11 protein-coding genes are annotated in these 17,979 nt (G+C 45.1%); 1 reads left to right on the top strand and 10 read right to left on the bottom strand.

Annotation, left to right across the window (positions count from 1 at the left end; translation table 11 throughout):
• Positions 1 to 129 precede the first annotated feature (129 nt).
• The 10 genes from G9G54_RS07585 to leuC all read right to left on the bottom strand — a co-directional run bounded on the left by G9G54_RS07585 (position 130) and on the right by leuC (position 15,710).
• Positions 130 to 1,968, bottom strand: a complete 1,839-nt coding sequence (locus G9G54_RS07585) for an ABC transporter ATP-binding protein (protein WP_165177123.1) — start codon at positions 1,966 to 1,968, stop codon at positions 130 to 132.
• Positions 1,965 to 3,740, bottom strand: coding sequence for an ABC transporter ATP-binding protein (locus G9G54_RS07590; RefSeq protein ID WP_061831566.1), 1,776 nt, complete (start codon positions 3,738 to 3,740; stop codon positions 1,965 to 1,967). The genes G9G54_RS07585 and G9G54_RS07590 overlap by 4 nt, the downstream gene beginning before the upstream one ends.
• Positions 3,741 to 4,003: 263 nt before the next feature.
• Entirely contained in the window at positions 4,004 to 7,666 is a 3,663-nt protein-coding gene (locus G9G54_RS07595; protein ID WP_165177124.1) for a dynamin family protein, read from the bottom strand.
• Between the two features lie 480 nt (positions 7,667 to 8,146).
• Entirely contained in the window at positions 8,147 to 8,419 is a 273-nt protein-coding gene (locus tag G9G54_RS07600) for a hypothetical protein (RefSeq protein WP_013310628.1), read from the bottom strand.
• A gap of 57 nt (positions 8,420 to 8,476) precedes the next feature.
• Positions 8,477 to 9,151 (bottom strand): endonuclease III, encoded by a 675-nt coding sequence (gene nth, locus G9G54_RS07605; RefSeq protein ID WP_023989081.1) that lies wholly within the window; start codon positions 9,149 to 9,151, stop codon positions 8,477 to 8,479.
• Positions 9,152 to 9,364: 213 nt separating this feature from the next.
• Complete coding sequence (locus G9G54_RS07610) at positions 9,365 to 10,015, bottom strand: GerMN domain-containing protein (RefSeq protein WP_069289781.1); 651 nt, start codon at positions 10,013 to 10,015, stop codon at positions 9,365 to 9,367.
• 45 nt (positions 10,016 to 10,060) lie between these two features.
• Positions 10,061 to 11,560: an N-acetylmuramoyl-L-alanine amidase family protein gene (locus G9G54_RS07615; RefSeq protein WP_165177126.1), complete on the bottom strand. Its 1,500-nt coding sequence runs from the start codon at positions 11,558 to 11,560 to the stop codon at positions 10,061 to 10,063.
• A 294-nt stretch (positions 11,561 to 11,854) separates the two neighbouring features.
• Positions 11,855 to 13,429, bottom strand: a complete 1,575-nt coding sequence (locus tag G9G54_RS07620) for an N-acetylmuramoyl-L-alanine amidase (protein WP_165177128.1) — start codon at positions 13,427 to 13,429, stop codon at positions 11,855 to 11,857.
• 233 nt (positions 13,430 to 13,662) lie between these two features.
• Positions 13,663 to 14,265 (bottom strand): 3-isopropylmalate dehydratase small subunit, encoded by a 603-nt coding sequence (gene leuD, locus G9G54_RS07625; RefSeq protein ID WP_165177130.1) that lies wholly within the window; start codon positions 14,263 to 14,265, stop codon positions 13,663 to 13,665.
• A 20-nt stretch (positions 14,266 to 14,285) separates the two neighbouring features.
• Entirely contained in the window at positions 14,286 to 15,710 is a 1,425-nt protein-coding gene (leuC, locus tag G9G54_RS07630) for a 3-isopropylmalate dehydratase large subunit (protein WP_069289784.1), read from the bottom strand.
• Between the two features lie 706 nt (positions 15,711 to 16,416).
• Between leuC and G9G54_RS07635 the strand changes: the two genes are divergently transcribed.
• Positions 16,417 to 17,892, top strand: coding sequence for an FAD-binding protein (locus G9G54_RS07635; protein WP_165177518.1), 1,476 nt, complete (start codon positions 16,417 to 16,419; stop codon positions 17,890 to 17,892).
• Positions 17,893 to 17,979: the final 87 nt, after the last annotated feature.

Here is a 17,979-nt window from a genome sequence, read left to right on the forward strand (position 1 = left end):
CTTGAACTCTTCCCCCTCTGACGAAATTGCTCTGATCTCTTTTCATCTTTATTTTCAGGGTTTAGCTCCAAGAATGCAATAGTGCTCGGCATTAAAATTTACAAAAAACGCGATTTTTTGATCTTTTTTTTACAAAAATCTGAACTGTGCTTCCACCAGCCCCCGATATATTCCATGTTTTTTCATCAATTGTTCATGATTACCACTTTCTTGGATTTCCCCATGATCCAGTACAACGATATGATCAGCATTGCGGATGGTGGACAAACGGTGAGCGACCATAAAAGAAGTTCTGCCTTCTAGTAAAACCTGAAGAGCCTCCTGAATTTTCAACTCCGTTTCTGTATCAATACTAGCTGTGGCCTCATCTAGGATAAGAATTCGCGGATTAGCCAGCAAGGCACGAGCAAAGGATAAGAGCTGTCGCTGGCCCATGGACAGCATTCCCCCCCGCTCCTCTACCTCTGTTTCATAGCCAGCTGGCAAGTGAACAATGAATTCATGAGCATTGACCGCCTTCGCAGCTGCTTCAATTTCCTCATCCGTTGCATCCAAACGGCCAAATCGAATATTATCACGGATCGTCCCCGAAAAAATAAATGTATCCTGAAGTACGATGCTAATCTGGCTTCGCAAGCTCTCCACCGTGACATCACGCACATCATGACCGTCAATCGTAAGCCGCCCTGACGTAACGTCATAAAAACGGCTTAGCAGATTAATAATTGTACTTTTACCTGATCCGGTATGACCCACAAGCGCTATAGATTGACCCGCCTCGACAGAAAGATTAATACCTTTAAGCGCCTGACGTCCCTTTTCATACTCAAAAATGACCTTTTCAAATTGGATGTCTCCCCGAATGGGCGGCAAGGCTATTGCTCCCGGTTTGTTTGCAATATTCGGCTGTTCATCCATAAACTCGAAAATTCGTTCTGACGAAGCCATCGCAACCAGTAACTGATTATACATTTGGCCCAGCCGATTAATCGGCTCCCAAAAGTTCCCAACATAGTTAGCAAACGCAACCAGTAGTCCCACCGTAAGTTGGTCTGTCTGAATTAAATGCGCTCCAAACCAGAACAGCACAAGCGTACCAAATCCTCCGGTAATATCAATAAGTGGGCCAAAGACCTGATTCATGGCAGAAGCCTTATCCCACGACTTTTTGCTAGAGCTGTTCATGTCGTCGAAATAAGCCATGTTTTCCTGCTCCTGCGTATATGCTTGTGTCACACGAATCCCCTGAATAGACTCATTCAAATGAGAGTTGATACGCGAGTTCTTCATACGCACTTCTTGCCAAGCGCGGCGGATGCGTACGCGCAGTTTGGTCGAGATCAAAAACATGATCGGAACAGTGACAATTACCGCTAAACCGAGCTTCCAGTTAATAAGCAGCAAAATGACAATAATTCCGATAAGCTGTACGCAGTCAATCAGGACATTCACTGCACCGTTCGTAAATAGATCCTGTAGCGAGTTAATGTCATTCGTCACGCGCACTAATACAGAACCTGCCGGTCTCTTATCAAAAAAGTTAAAAGATAGCTTTTGAATATGCTTGAACAAATCTTCACGCAAATCGTAAATAACCCGTTGACCGATAATATTGGTGAATTTAATGCGGTACGTGCTGGCTGCCCATTGAATTAAATATAACAAAAGCACGGCACCCGTGATGAGCAACAGCAACTTTACGCTGGGCAGTGCAGGCCATGCGGGAGCAATTGCTTTATCAATGGCCAGACTGATCAAATAAGGAACGGTCAGCTTGGTAATGGTGCCGAGAATCATCATGACCAGAAGGATCGGCAAAATCTGACGGGCATAAGGCTTCATGTATGCCAACAAACGTTTGAATTCTGACCAGTTAAACGGTTTGTCAATGACATCATCATCTTGATAGACAAAGCGCTCATTCGTTGGTTTTTTTAGCGGTTTGACTTTTTCTGCGGGTATATTCATGGTCTCACCTGCCCTTCGGATACACCGTCTGGAGCCTGAGCTATGTAATCGGCGTATTGAATATGATACACATCCTGATATGGACCTGGAGTAGCAATGAGCTGTTCATGTGTTCCACGCTGAACAATTCGTCCTTCCTCAAGCACCACAATTTCATTAGCATGACGAAGCGAAGAGATTCGATGAGCGATTATGAATGTTGTTCGACCACGCATAACCTCTTGAAAACCGGTCTGTATTTCATGCTCTGTTTCCATATCGACCGCACTGGTAGCATCATCCAGAACCAGAATCTTCGGATTTTTGAGTAGTGCGCGCGCGATGGCGATCCGTTGTTTCTGTCCTCCGGACAGTCCCAATCCACGTTCTCCGACGACAGTGTCATATCCCAGCGGTAGTTCAGTTATGAATTCATGCGCCTGAGCCAGTTTGGAAACGCGTATGATGTCATCCATACTGACATGACTTAAACCATATGAAATATTGTTGCGTATAGAGGACGAAAACAAAAACGTCTCCTGAAACACGGAAGAAATTTGAGCACGCAAATCGCGAATCTTTAAGTGACGTATATCCTTGCCATCCAACTTGATACTTCCTGCATTCACATTATAAGCGCGCATGAGTAATTGAATAATGGTAGACTTCCCTGACCCCGTTCCTCCTAAAATTCCAATGACTGATCCTGGCGGTGCGTCTAAATTGATGTCAACAACAGCAGGAAGCTTATTTCCGTAAGCAAAGGTAACATGTTCAAACGTAACATGTCCTTCCACCTGATCGGCATTGAGTGTAAGTGCTCCAGCTTCATCGGTTACATCTATGGACTGATTTAGCAGTTCCAAGACCCTTTCACCAGAAGCTTTGGACTGCGTATAGTTATTGATATGAAAGCCAATGCTCCAGATGGGGCCGATAATATACCAAATTAAGCTAAAGAAAGCGACGAGCTGCCCCAAGGTCATTGACTTCTGAATAACCAGATACCCCCCCATGCCCAACAGAAGGACCACACTGACAGAAGCAATCAGTTCCATAGCGGGGAAAAACCGACTCCATAAGGAAGCAGCCTGAATTTGATTACTCTTGTATTGTTCATTACGTACTGAAAATTTCTCAACTTCATAGGATTCGCGGGCAAAAGATTTGACGGTTCGCACACCTGTTATATTTTCTTGGACCGCTGTCGTCAAAGCGCTAAGGGCAATCCGCATTTCCTGAAAGGTGGGATGAATCCGGGATTCAAACTTGAATGTGACGAAGAGCAGCAATGGCATACTGATCATCGTAATGAGGGTGAGCTGCCAGTTAATATACAGCATCATCATAGAGCCGAATACGACCATCAGTAGCACATTGAGGAGTTGGGCAAAACCAAACCCAATAAAGTTACGAATTGCCTCCAAATCACCAGTCAGTCGGGACATGAGATCACCCGTTTTGGCAGTGTCATAATATCTGAAGGACAGAAATTGCAGCTTTTCGTAACAAGCATTGCGGAGTCGGTACGCCAAGTAGTTACCTAGCCGTCCACCAAAAAAACCATGTAAAAATTGCATGAACCCTTTGATGATGACTACTCCCAGCACAGTCAGAGCCAGCGCCGGGACTTTCCCGAAGTCACCGGGGATGATAGCGTTATCAATAAGCCTTTGGAGCAGGTTCGGATACACCAGTCCCAGAGCCGTCGCTATCGCAAGGCATAAAATAGAAAGAAACAGATAGTGTCTCCTCTCGCGAAAAAAAACTTGCAGTTGCCTGAGCACTTCCATGTCAATGTCCCTCCATTAGTTGCACGACGTTGTTATATGGCTTAGTGAAGTTTACCATTCGCGTTCCAAGGCGGCAAAGAGGATAACGAGCCGTATTCAGGCAGGTTATCAAGTGGTGGGTGATTAGACAAATTAAATCGCTTTCTTATTATTGAATATGGCTATTTACTCAGTATTGCTTTCTTTTTGGAGCATGCATAAAACACCGGGTTGTCCCACAACCCGGTGTCCTGAACTTAAATAAATGGTGTACTTATTTATCTTTACTCCAAAGCCGCAATCTTGCCAGCAAGCTCTTCCCAAACCTGTGGCTGCTCACCGCCCATAAGCGCATGCTCCATGCCACGAGTCGTCTCCAGCATTTGCTCTCGAAGCTGAGCTTTCTGCCACGTTTGCTCCTCCTGCATCAGCGTAACGTAAAAAGAAGCCATTCGTTCTCGTTGCTGATCCACAGCTTCCCCGATTTGCTCGCGTAATATCGGCTCCAGTTTGGTTTGTAGATTCGCTCGACCAGTTCCTTCAAAGAATAGCTTTGGATTTTTAAAGCTATTCCAATAATCCTTCCAATGAATGGACTCTTGCAAGGAAATTTCATTTAGCTCGGGAACAGCCCATTTTCTGGATTCAGGAATTGTGCAATCTAGTCCTGGCAACTGATGGTTCATGTGTTCTACGCATTGTTGTATAGCCTTGTGCACCAAAATTTGTCCCGTTTTTTCTAGCCGAAGTGTGGTTGCCAGTAATTCCTGAGACAGCTCCAGTTCGATTAAACGCATCAGCTCACGACCACAAGATGCAAAAGCCGAACGAAGATCACCTACTCCTTCACGCAGAACAGATGGATGAAACGCCTCTGCCATAAATTCTCCAGTCCGATAGGACAGCCTTTGACGTACATGATACAGCAGTTCATCGGTTTCGCCCGATAACACAGATGCACCGTTGCTGTCAGTCAGGTCTAGGAGCGTATGCTCCAATTCCCCACGGATGCGAGTTAATCGCTCGAATCGGATCTCACGTTCTTCCACGCTATACCGGGCATCGGCTGCATGTTGCTCTATGCGGTTCCGCAGCCGGCTCAGTTCCTGCATAGCAGAAGCAATGGACAGACCTGCCAGCTCTTCGGCTGCAAATGCCGAGAAATCATCTTCAAATGCATCAAAACGTGAAGCTGAACGCAATGAAGCCTCTCCCTGTTCGGCAGCTTCCAACGCCAGCATACTGGAAAGCGGATAAATGCGTGGCTTTCGGATTCCATTCGCCTGTAGTTGTTCCTGTACATGCCGGGTAACAGAATGAAGTTCTTCTTCAGAAGAAGCTAGATCTGATGCATTCACAATAAAAAACGTCTGATCGAGCGCCAAGGTCTCTTTAACTCGACCTAGTTGGTTTAGGAACTGTCGGTCGCCTTGCGTAAAAGCATGGTTATAATAGGTGACAAATACAAGAGCGTCCGCATGCTTCATATAGTTGAAGGTCACGCCTGTGTGTCGTGCATTCACAGAATCCGCTCCAGGCGTATCCACTAGCACGATGCCCTGACGGGTCAGAGCGCAATCATAATAAAGGTCGATATGCTCCACAAAGCATGATTTGTGCTCAGACGCAACAAAATCCCGATACTGCCCTAAATCCACCTGAAGCTGTTGTCCCAGCAAGCTTTCAGCTTCTTCCCATCCCGCTGCGGCAGCCTTCAAAAAACTATAATGAGGCCTACCCGCAGGATGGATGCCTTCCGGAGATAAAGCATGAACGGCTTCTTGCCAGCCCGCTGCCGCTGGCTCCCCCAATCCTAATAGCCGAAATGAGTATTTAAGATCTTCCCGCAACGCGTCCACTGATTTCATATGGACGTCAGCCGTGGCATGGCGCTCAGCACTTGCAGGCGCCATTATGCGGTTAATCGCCGCTGTCGTCGGATGCGGCGATACGGGCAACACAGCTTCACCCAGCAAAGCGTTGGCGAAGCTAGATTTCCCAGCGCTGAACGCTCCGAACAGCGCCAGCGTAAACTGCCCACCCTCCAGCGCAGCGGCGCGGGCATGTAAATCCCGTACCGCCGTTTGCATGGCAGGGTATGGGCTTACCAGGGCAGCGGCGGCCTTCAATCGGGCCGCTACTGCATCCAGCAGCGTGCGGCGGCCTCCGGCGGCAGGCTGTGCTGTCGCCGTTCCTGCTAGCGGCTGCGCCGATGCGTTCCGCGAGCCAGCGATACCAGGACGCGCAACGCCCGTTGGCGTCGCAGCTGGCGAGGCAGCAGCGGAGGTATCGGACGCAGGTGCAGGCGCGTCCGCACGGGGCAACCCGCTTGGCGCGGAAGCCTGCGGCAGCAAGCTGCGCAGCAGGCTGGCGTGCGAAGCTGAAGCTTGCACGCGGGTGCTGTAGCGGCTCGCCGCCTCCGCCTGCGCCAGCAGCGCAGTGCGCGCATCCGCGAGAGCCGCGCGGCGGGCTTCGGCTCGCACTGCAAGCTGGGCCAGCAGGCGGTCTACTAGCGTAAGCGCCTTGCGGCGGCAATCGGCGGTCACAGCAGCACGTAGATCCTTGCAATAGTTCAACGTATACTCCGGCGACAACGCATTTTCCTTCACCGTTTGCTCTACCAGTTGCCGATCCGTTACAGGGCGGATGTCAACCAGCTCCTGCTCCATCGCAGCGGACCATAAACCCTGACCGTCACCCCAAGACCTCAGTAGCTCCCGCACATGAGGAAGCAATTGTCCCTCCACCTGATCAGTCAGCATTCCTGTCAGCCGTTCCAAACGGCTTTCCTTTTCTCGCTCAGTCTTTCCTCCTGCAAACCATAGTCCTGTTTTGAAGCCTGGCTTGCGGCTCTCTAAGTATTCGCTTGCCGCTTCACGTAGCTCCGCTGGCGTCAAATGTGCGTGTTCCAGTAGATGATCCAGCTCTTGACGCAGTCGTTTACGCTCCTGCTCCGGAAGCATCTTCCAGTGTTCATCTTCTTGCTGCAAGGTTTTCTGCTCTATATCCAGGCGCAAAATGGCTTCTTCTCCACCTGCTTCTTTTAGCAGTGTGTTCAGTTCCTCTTCTTCAGCTGCCTGCACAGTCTCCACATGTTGCTCTACCAAATGGTGCATAGAGGACACTAAACTGTATGCCAAAAGCTCTGTTTTTCGCTCCAGCAATTTCGGGATCAGGTGCGTCAACTGTTTCCACTGGTTCCATGGATGATGCTGCTCCTTCAAGGAAGTAAAGAGGATATCCGTATAATGAACCTGCCAGGCATGAAAGCTAGTCTCCACCTCATTACGATAACGTGTAAATGAAAGCTCTCGCTCCCGGTGTTTATCGATTTGATTGATAATCAAATATAACGGCTTGCCCCAATCCGACAAACTTTTGGCAAAGGACAAATTATTTTCAGATTGGACATGGTTGTAATCCATCACATAAAAAACAATATCTGCCCAATGTAAAGCAGAATGTGTCGCCAGCGCATGTCCGTGGTCTGTGGAATCTACGCCTGGTGTATCAAGCAACACTCCTCCGCTAGATAATATGGGAACATCCTCCCACACTTGAACCGATTCATAGGCTCCACCATTTTTACAATACTCAGCAAGCTCGGACAGGGAGGCCTCTACGATTTCCGGCTCTGGATTTTCCGCTGATTTGGCTGGATGAATGAGCGCTCTCGGACGCCCATAACGGATGGACACTACATTAGCGCTCGTAGGCACCGGTCCAGATGGCAGCACGGTTTTCCCACATAGGCTGTTAATCAAGCTCGATTTACCCGCTGAAAAATGTCCACAAAAGGCAATGGTCAGCTCCTGCACATATGCTTTTTCCAGCAGATCACCTGTCGCCTTCGCTCCCGCTTCGTCCCCGGCTTTACGCAATGTATTCTGTATCTGTTCTATCGTATCCAACCACTTTCCCGCATCTCCTGTAATCGTTTGCATCATAAGCTACGGTTCCACTCCTTATCACTTGTCTGCACCAAATAGCTATATTGTAGCATTCCTAAGCCGTTGTGAGAATCATCACATCAAAAAAACTAAACAGCGCTCCCCGCCAGTACCTGGCTTTAGGGAACGCTGTTTTTGTACATGATAATAATAAGTTCATTTTATTCTGTCCAAAACGGATCATTAGGAATAAGTATTTTGGCAACCGAATGCATTTCATCAAAGTCCCCTTAAAGGACAACGACGAAGATATGTATACAACGGGTGAGCCTACTCATCATGTACATTCACCTTTTGGAACATAGGGAACGCGATACCTTAATTCAGGGTGCAAAATGTATGCACACTTCATTGGAATGAGGCTCTATCCATATCAGGATGGTCTGCAAGGTTCATGTATAATGCGCCTTCGGGCTGGATAAACCAGCCGAGCCGCCTACACCGGAACATGCAACGCATGTCGTCCGCTAATTGAACTTAATTGGCTGCAGTCTCAAGCACTGGCAGCAAAATTTCAAATACTTGACCATGCTGTAAAATCGTAATCCCACGGGATTTGTCCTTCATTACGACCACTTCTGGCTTTTGTGACATACGCTCCAGATAATGCTCAGGTACATCACCGGAATGACTAACCGTGATTCCCTCAAGCTCGCGCTCTTCGTTTTCAGCAAATTCTGTTGTTACAATTTGCTCAAAAATATCAGAGAACGCTTCAAAATTGTCTGTATATACCGAAATGCACTTCATACTCTTCATCCTTTTCTACACATAAATGGTTAAACCCTTTGTAACCTCTGTGGGTCTTTAAGCTCTACGTTCCTTATCTTTTCTGATAAGAGACGTTTTCATACGTTTCTTGCCTTCCCTGCACACATCAAGCAACGGACATACCTGACATTGAGGATTTTGAGCTTTGCAATGGTAGCGTCCGAAAAAAATAAGCCTGTGGTGGGTCAAAGACCATTCATCCCTAGGTACCCTCTTCATCAGCTTTTTTTCCACCTCAAGCACTGAATCATCCCACCCTGCAAAACCGAGCCGTTTGGAAATACGCTCTACATGCGTATCTACCGCAATAGCTGGTACATTAAAAGCAGTAGATACTACGACGTTAGCCGTCTTGCGGCCGACACCGGGTAGCTTAACCAGTTGATCGTGCTCTGAAGGTATCTCTCCCCCGTACTGGTCTATTAAAATACGACAGAGGTTATGAATATGCTTGGCCTTGTTTCGGTACAAGCCGATTCTGCGAATATCCTGCTCCAGTTCCTCAAGAGGAACAGCCAAATAATCCTCAGGTGACTTGTATTTTTGAAACAGGTCTGCCGTTACTTTATTGACCATCTGATCGGAGCATTGAGCAGACAATAACACGGCGATCGTTAATTCAAAAGCATTGTCATGGTTCAACTCACAATGGGCATCCGGAAACATCGTACCGATGGTGTCCAATATATGACGTGCGGTTGCTGCATTCACGGAAATCCTACCTCCTACCAAAAAAAACGTCTTGATACGGGATAGCCCGCATCAAGACGGTCACTCTAAATAATCATCCGGAAAGAAACGAATACTATTTGTGCATGACTGCCTGCATAGGCGAGAAATACACTCCTATATTATCATTATCTGTCACAGATTGCACGTGAAAAGTGTGTAAATCCCCAAGAAATTTTCATACCGTCTGATCGGTTAGCGACTCATAGGATGATCTAAATCTACATGTCCCATTAAGGACTCCAGAGATTGCCCATCTACGAGCAAATCCAGCGTTTTGACTTCCTTGAATTGGAACATCGTTTTCTTCAAGGCATCGATAGCCAATTCCTCGCCGCCAGCTCCCAATCGAGCCTCGTCCGGCAGGGAAATATCAAAAGTCAATGCACCGTTATCCAATTTGATCTTATGCACGGAAATTTTCTCGGACCACAACGGGATTAGAGCAGAATCCCCACTCTTTTGCAGAGCTTCAAACGCTTTTTGCAATTTTTCCAGCTCGCTTGGATAGGTAATTTCCTTTTTCTGTTCTTTCAAGCCGTTCTCTTGTGTATCCGTATAGTACACCGTAATCTGCTGTGTTTGTCGATCTCCTGAATTTTCCGTGTCCGTCTTGGTCTTTGTAGGCTCTGTTGACGGAGATGCAGGTGTTTGACTCGCCCCGTTATTCTCAGCAGACTGAGCCGATGGATCAGGAGTCGTCTGTTCGGGTGTACTATTTTGTGCATTAGAAGTTTGTGTTTCCTGAGATGGAGTCGCAGGAGCCGATGTTTGCTTAGAGGCACACCCTGCACCTGCAATGGCGAACAATGCCAGCAGGCCTGCAATTACGATTTTCTTGTTCATATGTCCCCCTCCTTGCTTGACGTTGACAAGCGATTTGTTGAAGATTTATTTTACGTCGAGATACTCTGTGATTCCATCTGCAATCCCTTGAGCTACCCGATTTTGAAAATCTTCATCAAACAGTGTGGCTTCCTCTTTTGCATTACTCAGATATCCTACTTCAAGCAATACGGCTGGCATAGTCGTTTCCCGAATTACATGGAAATTGCCATAACGAATGCCTCGGTCTGTCAGACCCGTCGCAGGAGCAAAGTACTTATGCATAACGTTAGCGAACGCTTTGCTTGCACTACGCTGGTAATACGTCTCTGTACCGTTGGAAGCTGAGCTACCGCTGCTGTTAGCATGAATGGACACGAACACGTTAGCATTAAGGTTTTCAGCTACTTTTACGCGCTGTTTAAGCTCCAAGAATGTATCATCACTGCGTGTCAGCACAACCTCAAGATTGGGGTTCTGCTTTAATATGCTTTCAACTTTCAGAGCCATAGCCAGGTTGAAGGTCTTTTCATAATTTTTTCTCGAAACACCAACTGCACCTGAATCTTTTGCTCCATGACCAGCATCAATAACAACGACCTTTTTACCATTGCTGTTAGTTGGTGATGTCTGCGTGTCATCCGGCTGTGAGCCATCTGGTAACGTTGCGTCTGGCGTGGTATTCACTGAATCCTTGGAAGCCAGATCGACGATAACACGATTCGATCCATCATTATATGCGGTATAATTCATGGCATGTTTTAAATCAATAACAACACGCACCGTTGAAGGTTCCTTTTGAAATAAAGCATACCGGATACCGGACACATCCGCTTCATTCTCAATGTCCAACGAACCATTTAAGTTGCTATCCAGCTTCTGCTGGTCTCCAAAATTGTCCGCAAACGCAGTTGCTGGCAAATCCACCACTACCCGATCAGGGCCTGTCATCGTAAACGCTTTCGGCTTGACGGCACTGGCTGTGGTGATGGTTAAACGGTTTTGGCTGAAACTAACTCCCTGCACCTGTGTAACACCTGAGTTCGCATTATTCGTTGGCGCAGTAACACTTCCAGTACCTGTACTGTTATTTCCAGACTTGGGAGGTGTAAATTCCCCGTTTCCAGACCCGCTACTGCGGGTATATAATTTTACGGACTTGGAGCTGCTGTCCCATTTTACGTCCAGTCCCATCTGCTCGCCGATAAAACGAAGCGGTACTAGGGCATAATTGGAACGCAGCAGAGGCGAAGCATCCAGACTAATGTCGCTTCCATTGACAGTCGCCGTCTTACTTCCGATTATCATTCGGATCGAGGTACTGTCCTTCTCAATCGTTATGGTTCGCGCCTGCTGCTTCCATGTCACGTCATATCCCAAATTTTCAGAAATTACGCGTAGCGGAACCATTGTACTTCCGCCAATTACTTGTGCCTTAGCACCACTAGGGACACTTAACTGTTGATCGTCGAGATAGATTTGTGTTCCACTCGAAGCCGCATGTCCATAACCCGGAACCGCCCACATGAAGACAAATAATAACATTAAAAAACCAAATTTCTTCATTCGTCACCCTTCCATTCATAATTTTTTTGCCACATGCTCCGGTGCGGCGACCTGATATACGCGCTTATGTAATATCAGACAACCTTTTAGACGTTATCTCACACCAAAAGTTGCGAATATATTCCATCATAACAGAAATATACGTGCCAAAGAACTATTTTTGTCGAATTTTGACTAAAAATATAGATCATTCGTTTTCCGTCAAAAGTCACAGCTAAAAAAACTAAAAAAGCTACTTTTCACCCTCATGAATTTTCATTAAAAGGTGGAAAGTAGCTTTTATTGCAAACAGCCTTAGTTAAGTGATTCAGTTGCTCCTGTGCCCGTTCCAAGATACTCCTTCAACCCATCGACAATACCTTCGGCAATCTTCTCCTGTGTTTCTTCTGTAAACATGGCTGCTTCATTGGATAGATTACTAAGGTAGCCACATTCCAGCAATACAGCAGGCATTTGTGATTTTCTCGTCACTGCATGGTTTGCCACCCTGATGCCATTATCCTTAAATCCGGTAGCCGCTACAAGATATTTATGCATCGTCTTTGCCAGTGCCAAACTGTCCTGACGTGCATAATAGGTTTCAGAGCCATTGGTTTTTCCTTTATCTGAAGCTTGCATACTATTACCATGAATAGATACAAACACGCTTGCCTGCTGACTATTAGCGAGTTGTGGTCGTTCATCCAACGTGGGATACGTATCTCCATTGCGAGTCAATACGATTTGAATGTCAGGATCATTTTGCAGAAGCTGCTCAACTTTTAACGCTACCGCCAATGTAAATTCCTTTTCATGTCGCCCAGTCACACTACCTGCTCCAGGGTCTTTGCCACCATGTCCGGGATCAATGACGACGATTCGCCGTCCTTCGACATTCGTTGGTGTTACCGCTACTGGATTCATACTATGCTCACGTAATTGAAGGGTGATATCGCCTAGGCCATTGGTTGATAGATCGTAATCACGTGCTTGATTTAAAGCAATGACAATGCGTACGCCCCCATTCGGTCCATCTGTGGGAGCAAATCTAATTTCCTGCACATCCTCACTGTCACTATTCGTCAGCGCCCGCGTGCCATCGCTACGAATCGGGAATGGCTGAAGAAAATCAGTCGTCATTGAAGCTTCTGGTAAATCTACAACAATACGGTCGGCCTCCGTCATTTTGGATACTTTAGGGGCAATATCTTTGTTCAAAGAAATCTTTAACGTCTCACCCTCAAAAGTAATATTTTGTACAAGCAACGCATTCGCTGTGGTCTGTTCTGTATTCTGCTGCTTGGATGGTGAAGTTGTAGCTTCAGTATGCTTGTCTGCTTCAACTGGGGTTATTGTCGTCGCTGTTGCTGAAGACGTTTTGTTGGTGCTAGTTGTACTCTGTGTTGACGTTTGCGACGATGGTTGGGATTGAGACTGTTTATTCGCTTGTTGAGTTGCAGCCTTCTGACTGAGATTTACGGATTTACTTTTATTATTCCAATCTACTTTCAGCCCCATTTGCTCCCCAACAAAACGCAATGGAACCATGGTCGAATTGCCCCGAAGTACAGGAGGCGCATCCAGACTTACTGTTTTTCCATTCACATCAGCCGATGTACGGCCTACATACATAGACATATCGGTACTGTTTTTTTGGATTGAGATTTTATAGGCTTGTGGTTCCCACTTGAACTGATACCCCAGCTGCTCCCCAACCACCCGGAGCGGTACCATGATTTTTCCATTGACCATTTCAGGTTTGGCATCCGCAGGCGCTTCCACTCTTTTGCCATCCAAAAACAAATCTGCTCCAGCCGCATTCACATGAGGGGAGGACGGCCACAACCAAATCAAGATAGCCGTTAGTATCACCCAACCATATTTCTTCATCCTCATTCCCCTAACTTATATATGTATTTTTTGGTATTTCTCACAGACACAGTCCTTCAAACCAATTTACATTTACAATACCATGCTGAGTCGAACCGTCAACCCCTTATTTTCCAATTTATTGTTTGAGCATAATAAAAGCCCGCAGGCAAAAGAATTGCCAGTACGGGCTTTCTGTCTAACAAATGAGCAAGCTATATGGCTTCGTATTGATACTGAACTGGGAATTAACCTTATGCGCCTTGTTTCGCAGCGCGTCTTTGTTCATACGCCAGAATTTCAGATTCATGCTGGAGTGTCAGGCCAATATCGTCCAAGCCTTGCAGCAGGAACTGACGGCGATGTTCATCCAGATCGAATTCAATTTTCAGACCATAGTCGTCAGTGATTGTTTTTTCATTCAGGTCTACGTTCAATTGGTAATTATCATGCTGCGCCGTACGCTGAAACAATTCCTCTACTTGCTCTTCAGATAGCTTGATCGGCAATATACCGTTTTTGAAACAGTTATTATAGAAGATATCTGCATAAGACGGTGCAATTACGCAACGAAACCCATAGTCCATAATCGCCCAGGGCGCATGCTCACGTGAGGAGCCGCAGCCAAAGTTAGCGCGAGAGATCAGCACAGACGCTCCTGCATAACGAGGCTTGTTGGGTTCAAATTCAGGATTGACATTGCCGGCTTCATCAAACCGCCACTCGTAGAACAGAAACTGTCCAAAGCCCGTACGTTCAATTCGTTTCAAAAACTGCTTAGGTATGATAGCATCTGTGTCCACGTTCACCCGATCCACAGGGGCTACAATTCCTTTTAATGTTGTGAAAGCTTCCATCGTAATTCCTCCTCTGTATCCTAGCGGACTACTTCTTCCTGCTTGAATTTCCAATCCCGTACATCAACAAAATGTCCATGAATCGCCGCAGCGGCTGCCATTGCTGGAGATACCAGATGAGTCCGTCCTCCGCGTCCCTGACGACCTTCAAAGTTACGATTAGAAGTCGAAGCACAACGCTGTCCCGGTTGCAGTACATCTGGATTCATCGCAAGACACATACTGCATCCCGCTTCACGCCACTCAAATCCTGCTTCTTTAAAAATGACGTCCAGTCCTTCTTCTTCAGCCTGAATTTTCACACGACCCGAACCTGGTACGACGATGGCCGTTACTTTGTCAGAAACCTTGTAACCTTTGGCAACCTCAGCGGCTGCACGCAAATCTTCAATTCGCCCGTTGGTGCAGGAGCCGATAAACACATAATCAATCGCAATATCCGTGATCGGAGTACCTGGCTTCAAATCCATATATTCAAGCGCTTTTTCAGCCGCTTTACGTTCGTTTTCGGTTGGCAGTTCTGCCGGAATCGGTACGGTTGAGGAAATATCTGTACCCATCCCCGGGCTAGTGCCCCAGGTTACTTGCGGAATCAAAGCATCTACGTCAAACTCCAGCACGACATCAAACTCAGCACCTTCATCTGTGACAAGCTCTTTCCACTCAGCAACCGCTTGCTCAAAAGCAGCTCCTTGTGCTACATGTTGACGTCCACGCAAGTAGTTGAAGGTGGTTTCGTCCGGTGCAATCATTCCTGCTCTGGCTCCGCCTTCAATGGACATGTTACACACAGTCATGCGCTCTTCCATGCTCAATTCGCGGATAGATTCACCTGTGTACTCAATAACATAACCTGTAGCGAAATCTGTACCATATTTGGCGATGACACCCAAAATCATATCCTTTGCTGTCACACCAGGTTTGCGGCGGCCTACAAAGCGAACTTCCATCGTTTTGGCTTTGGCTTGCTGGAGACATTGTGTTGCCATTACGTGCTCTACCTCACTGGTTCCGATACCAAAAGCGAGCGCTCCGAACGCCCCATGTGTGGAGGTATGGCTATCACCACAAACAATCGTTTTGCCCGGATGAGTCAGACCAAGTTCAGGTCCCATAACGTGAACAACACCTTGATCAACCGTATCCAGATCATACAGTGTGACACCGAAATCACGGCAATTTTGAGTTAATGTATCGATCTGCTGCTTGGAAATCGGGTCCGTAATATTGTAACGGTCCTTAGTCGGTACGTTATGGTCCATCGTTGCAAACGTAAGCTCTGGACGACGCACCTGACGGCCGCTAAGACGTAATCCTTCAAACGCCTGTGGCGATGTTACCTCATGTACGAGGTGAAGATCAATGTACAAAATACTCGGCTTACCCGCTTCCTGATAGATGACATGGTTATCCCAAATTTTCTCGAACATGGTCTTTTTACTCATCATTATTCACCCCTGTGTTTTTCGAACCTAGTGGAGAGAAGCTAACGGCTCTCTCTTGAATGTCAACAATATACCACGGGATGTTTGATTGGTCTAAGATATGATATCTATAGAAGTGATAGGTTAAGGCTATAAGGCTGGAGAAGGTGAATATAGGCGGTTCATTGCACTGTTTCTCTATCAGCTCTTAATTAGTAAAAACCTTCGACTAAAAGTCGAAGGTTAAAAAAAGGGTTATACAAATGGATGAATACGATGAACTCTGTGGCCCTTTCTAATTATTACATTAAGAATTTGTTTGAATATTCATACTGTGAAAGCTGAATCAGTTATATATTCTCAGATAATGTTGACAAAATAAGGAATAAACTTGTACAATCAGGAAAATATTTTGTTTAGATTCCATTCTTAGTCGGTAACAAGAATATTGTAACTCGTAATAAGAACCATTATAGCAATTGCTATAATGGTTCTTTTTTCCTCTACTTTTGCAAAATTGTTTGTATTTGATTTTGTTAGCTCTTAATAACTATATAAAGTATAAAACGAAATATAGTTATATAATTTGATATAAATCACAGGAAATTAACAACAGAGCTAGAATTTTATAAATATCATCCTGATGCGTTTTGTTGCAAAAAAATAGAAAACCGACTACGAGATTCAGCCGAAGATAACATTCACATCCTAAAAAGGAGTTGGAATGATGAAACAAAATGGAATATCCGTTGAACACTACACTCCAATTTTGATTGTCGGTACGGGGATCTCAGGGCTTACTGCTGCTTATTATTTGTCAAAAAACAATATCAAGTACACGATTGTAACAAAAAAGAGTGCACCCAAACAAAGCAACTCCTTTCTTTCAGCAGCAAATACACGTGTTCCCTCAGAGAATGAAATTAATCATATTATTAATCTTACTATTGATAAATGTGGAGCAGATCGATCCGTAATTGAATCGCTATATAGGAATTCCAACATAATTATAAATTTCTTCGAAGAATTGGGTATTTCTTATGAGAAAACATCCTTTGGTATCATGCCTGAATGTATGATTAAATCACATGGGGGAAAGAAATTAATCAATTGTTTATTACAACATATTGAACAACCGATGTGTAATAAAATTTTGATACATTTGGAAAAGTACGATCACGGAATTATCGCAATATTTTATGACACACAATCAGATCAATTTATCAGAATATATACTAATTATTTGGTATTAGCTACGGGGGGATATGCAGGACAATTCTGTTTCAATGATAATTCGCCCGGTTCAACTGGTGAAACGCTAATCTTAGCTAAGAAAATAGGTGCGAGATTAAAGGGAATGTCTACAGTAATGTGTCATCCTTGGTCTATATATAACGGAAGACAAATTTTATTGGGCGGGGTTGTATCTTTGAGTCAAGGGAAAATAATAGATGAGGAAGGAGCTCAATTATTAGAAGATGAATATATTTGTGATGCAATTGCTCGGGATGATTACCACGAAATGATTGATGAGATTTTAAAATTCCAACTAGAATGCATCAAACAAAAAAAGGATATGTACTTAGATATGAGCCATGCTGATGAAAATGTATTAAATGAAAAATTCAAAACATATGGATTTAGTCCTAAAGTAGTTAAAAATAAAAGAATTAAAATTACACCAACGATGCACTATTCTTCAGGAGGAATCGAAATCAATGCTAATGCTGAGGCTATAAACTTGAATCGTGTTTTTGCTACTGGAGAAGCTCAATTTAATGGTGATCTTGGTATAGGAAGAATTCCTGGGCAAGCATTCGCATCAGGGATCGTTTTTGGTAAATTAATTGTTGACAAAATAGCTAATGAAGGTGTTTTCAATACTCAATATCAAACTTCATTTAGAGATCCACCTGAAACGATGCAGCTGTATTCGAAAGAAAATAATGACTTTCCGATTGAAGAGTTTCAGAAAAAGTTGTCAATTCTAATGATGGATTTGATCGCTTCCAATTCATCCGTTGTTTCTCTATCATTCCATAAAAAAAAAATACAAGAAAGTCAAAATATATTATTAAGTAGAGCAAGAGGATCAGGAAAACGATACGAGGATATTTTAACATTATTTTTCGGATATTTTGTTGCACTGGAAATTATAGAAGATCTTGAAGCAAAGTCAGGCTTGTTGATTAACCAAAAATAGGATAAAAGGAGTCGCCTTTTCGGCTAATGGTAAGCACAAACCAACCATTCCAAAAAGAGGCGACTCTCATGAATCAGTCCGCTTTAT

The sequence above is a fragment of the Paenibacillus sp. EKM212P genome (genome assembly GCF_011066115.1).
Lineage (GTDB): Bacteria > Bacillota > Bacilli > Paenibacillales > Paenibacillaceae > Paenibacillus > Paenibacillus polymyxa_B.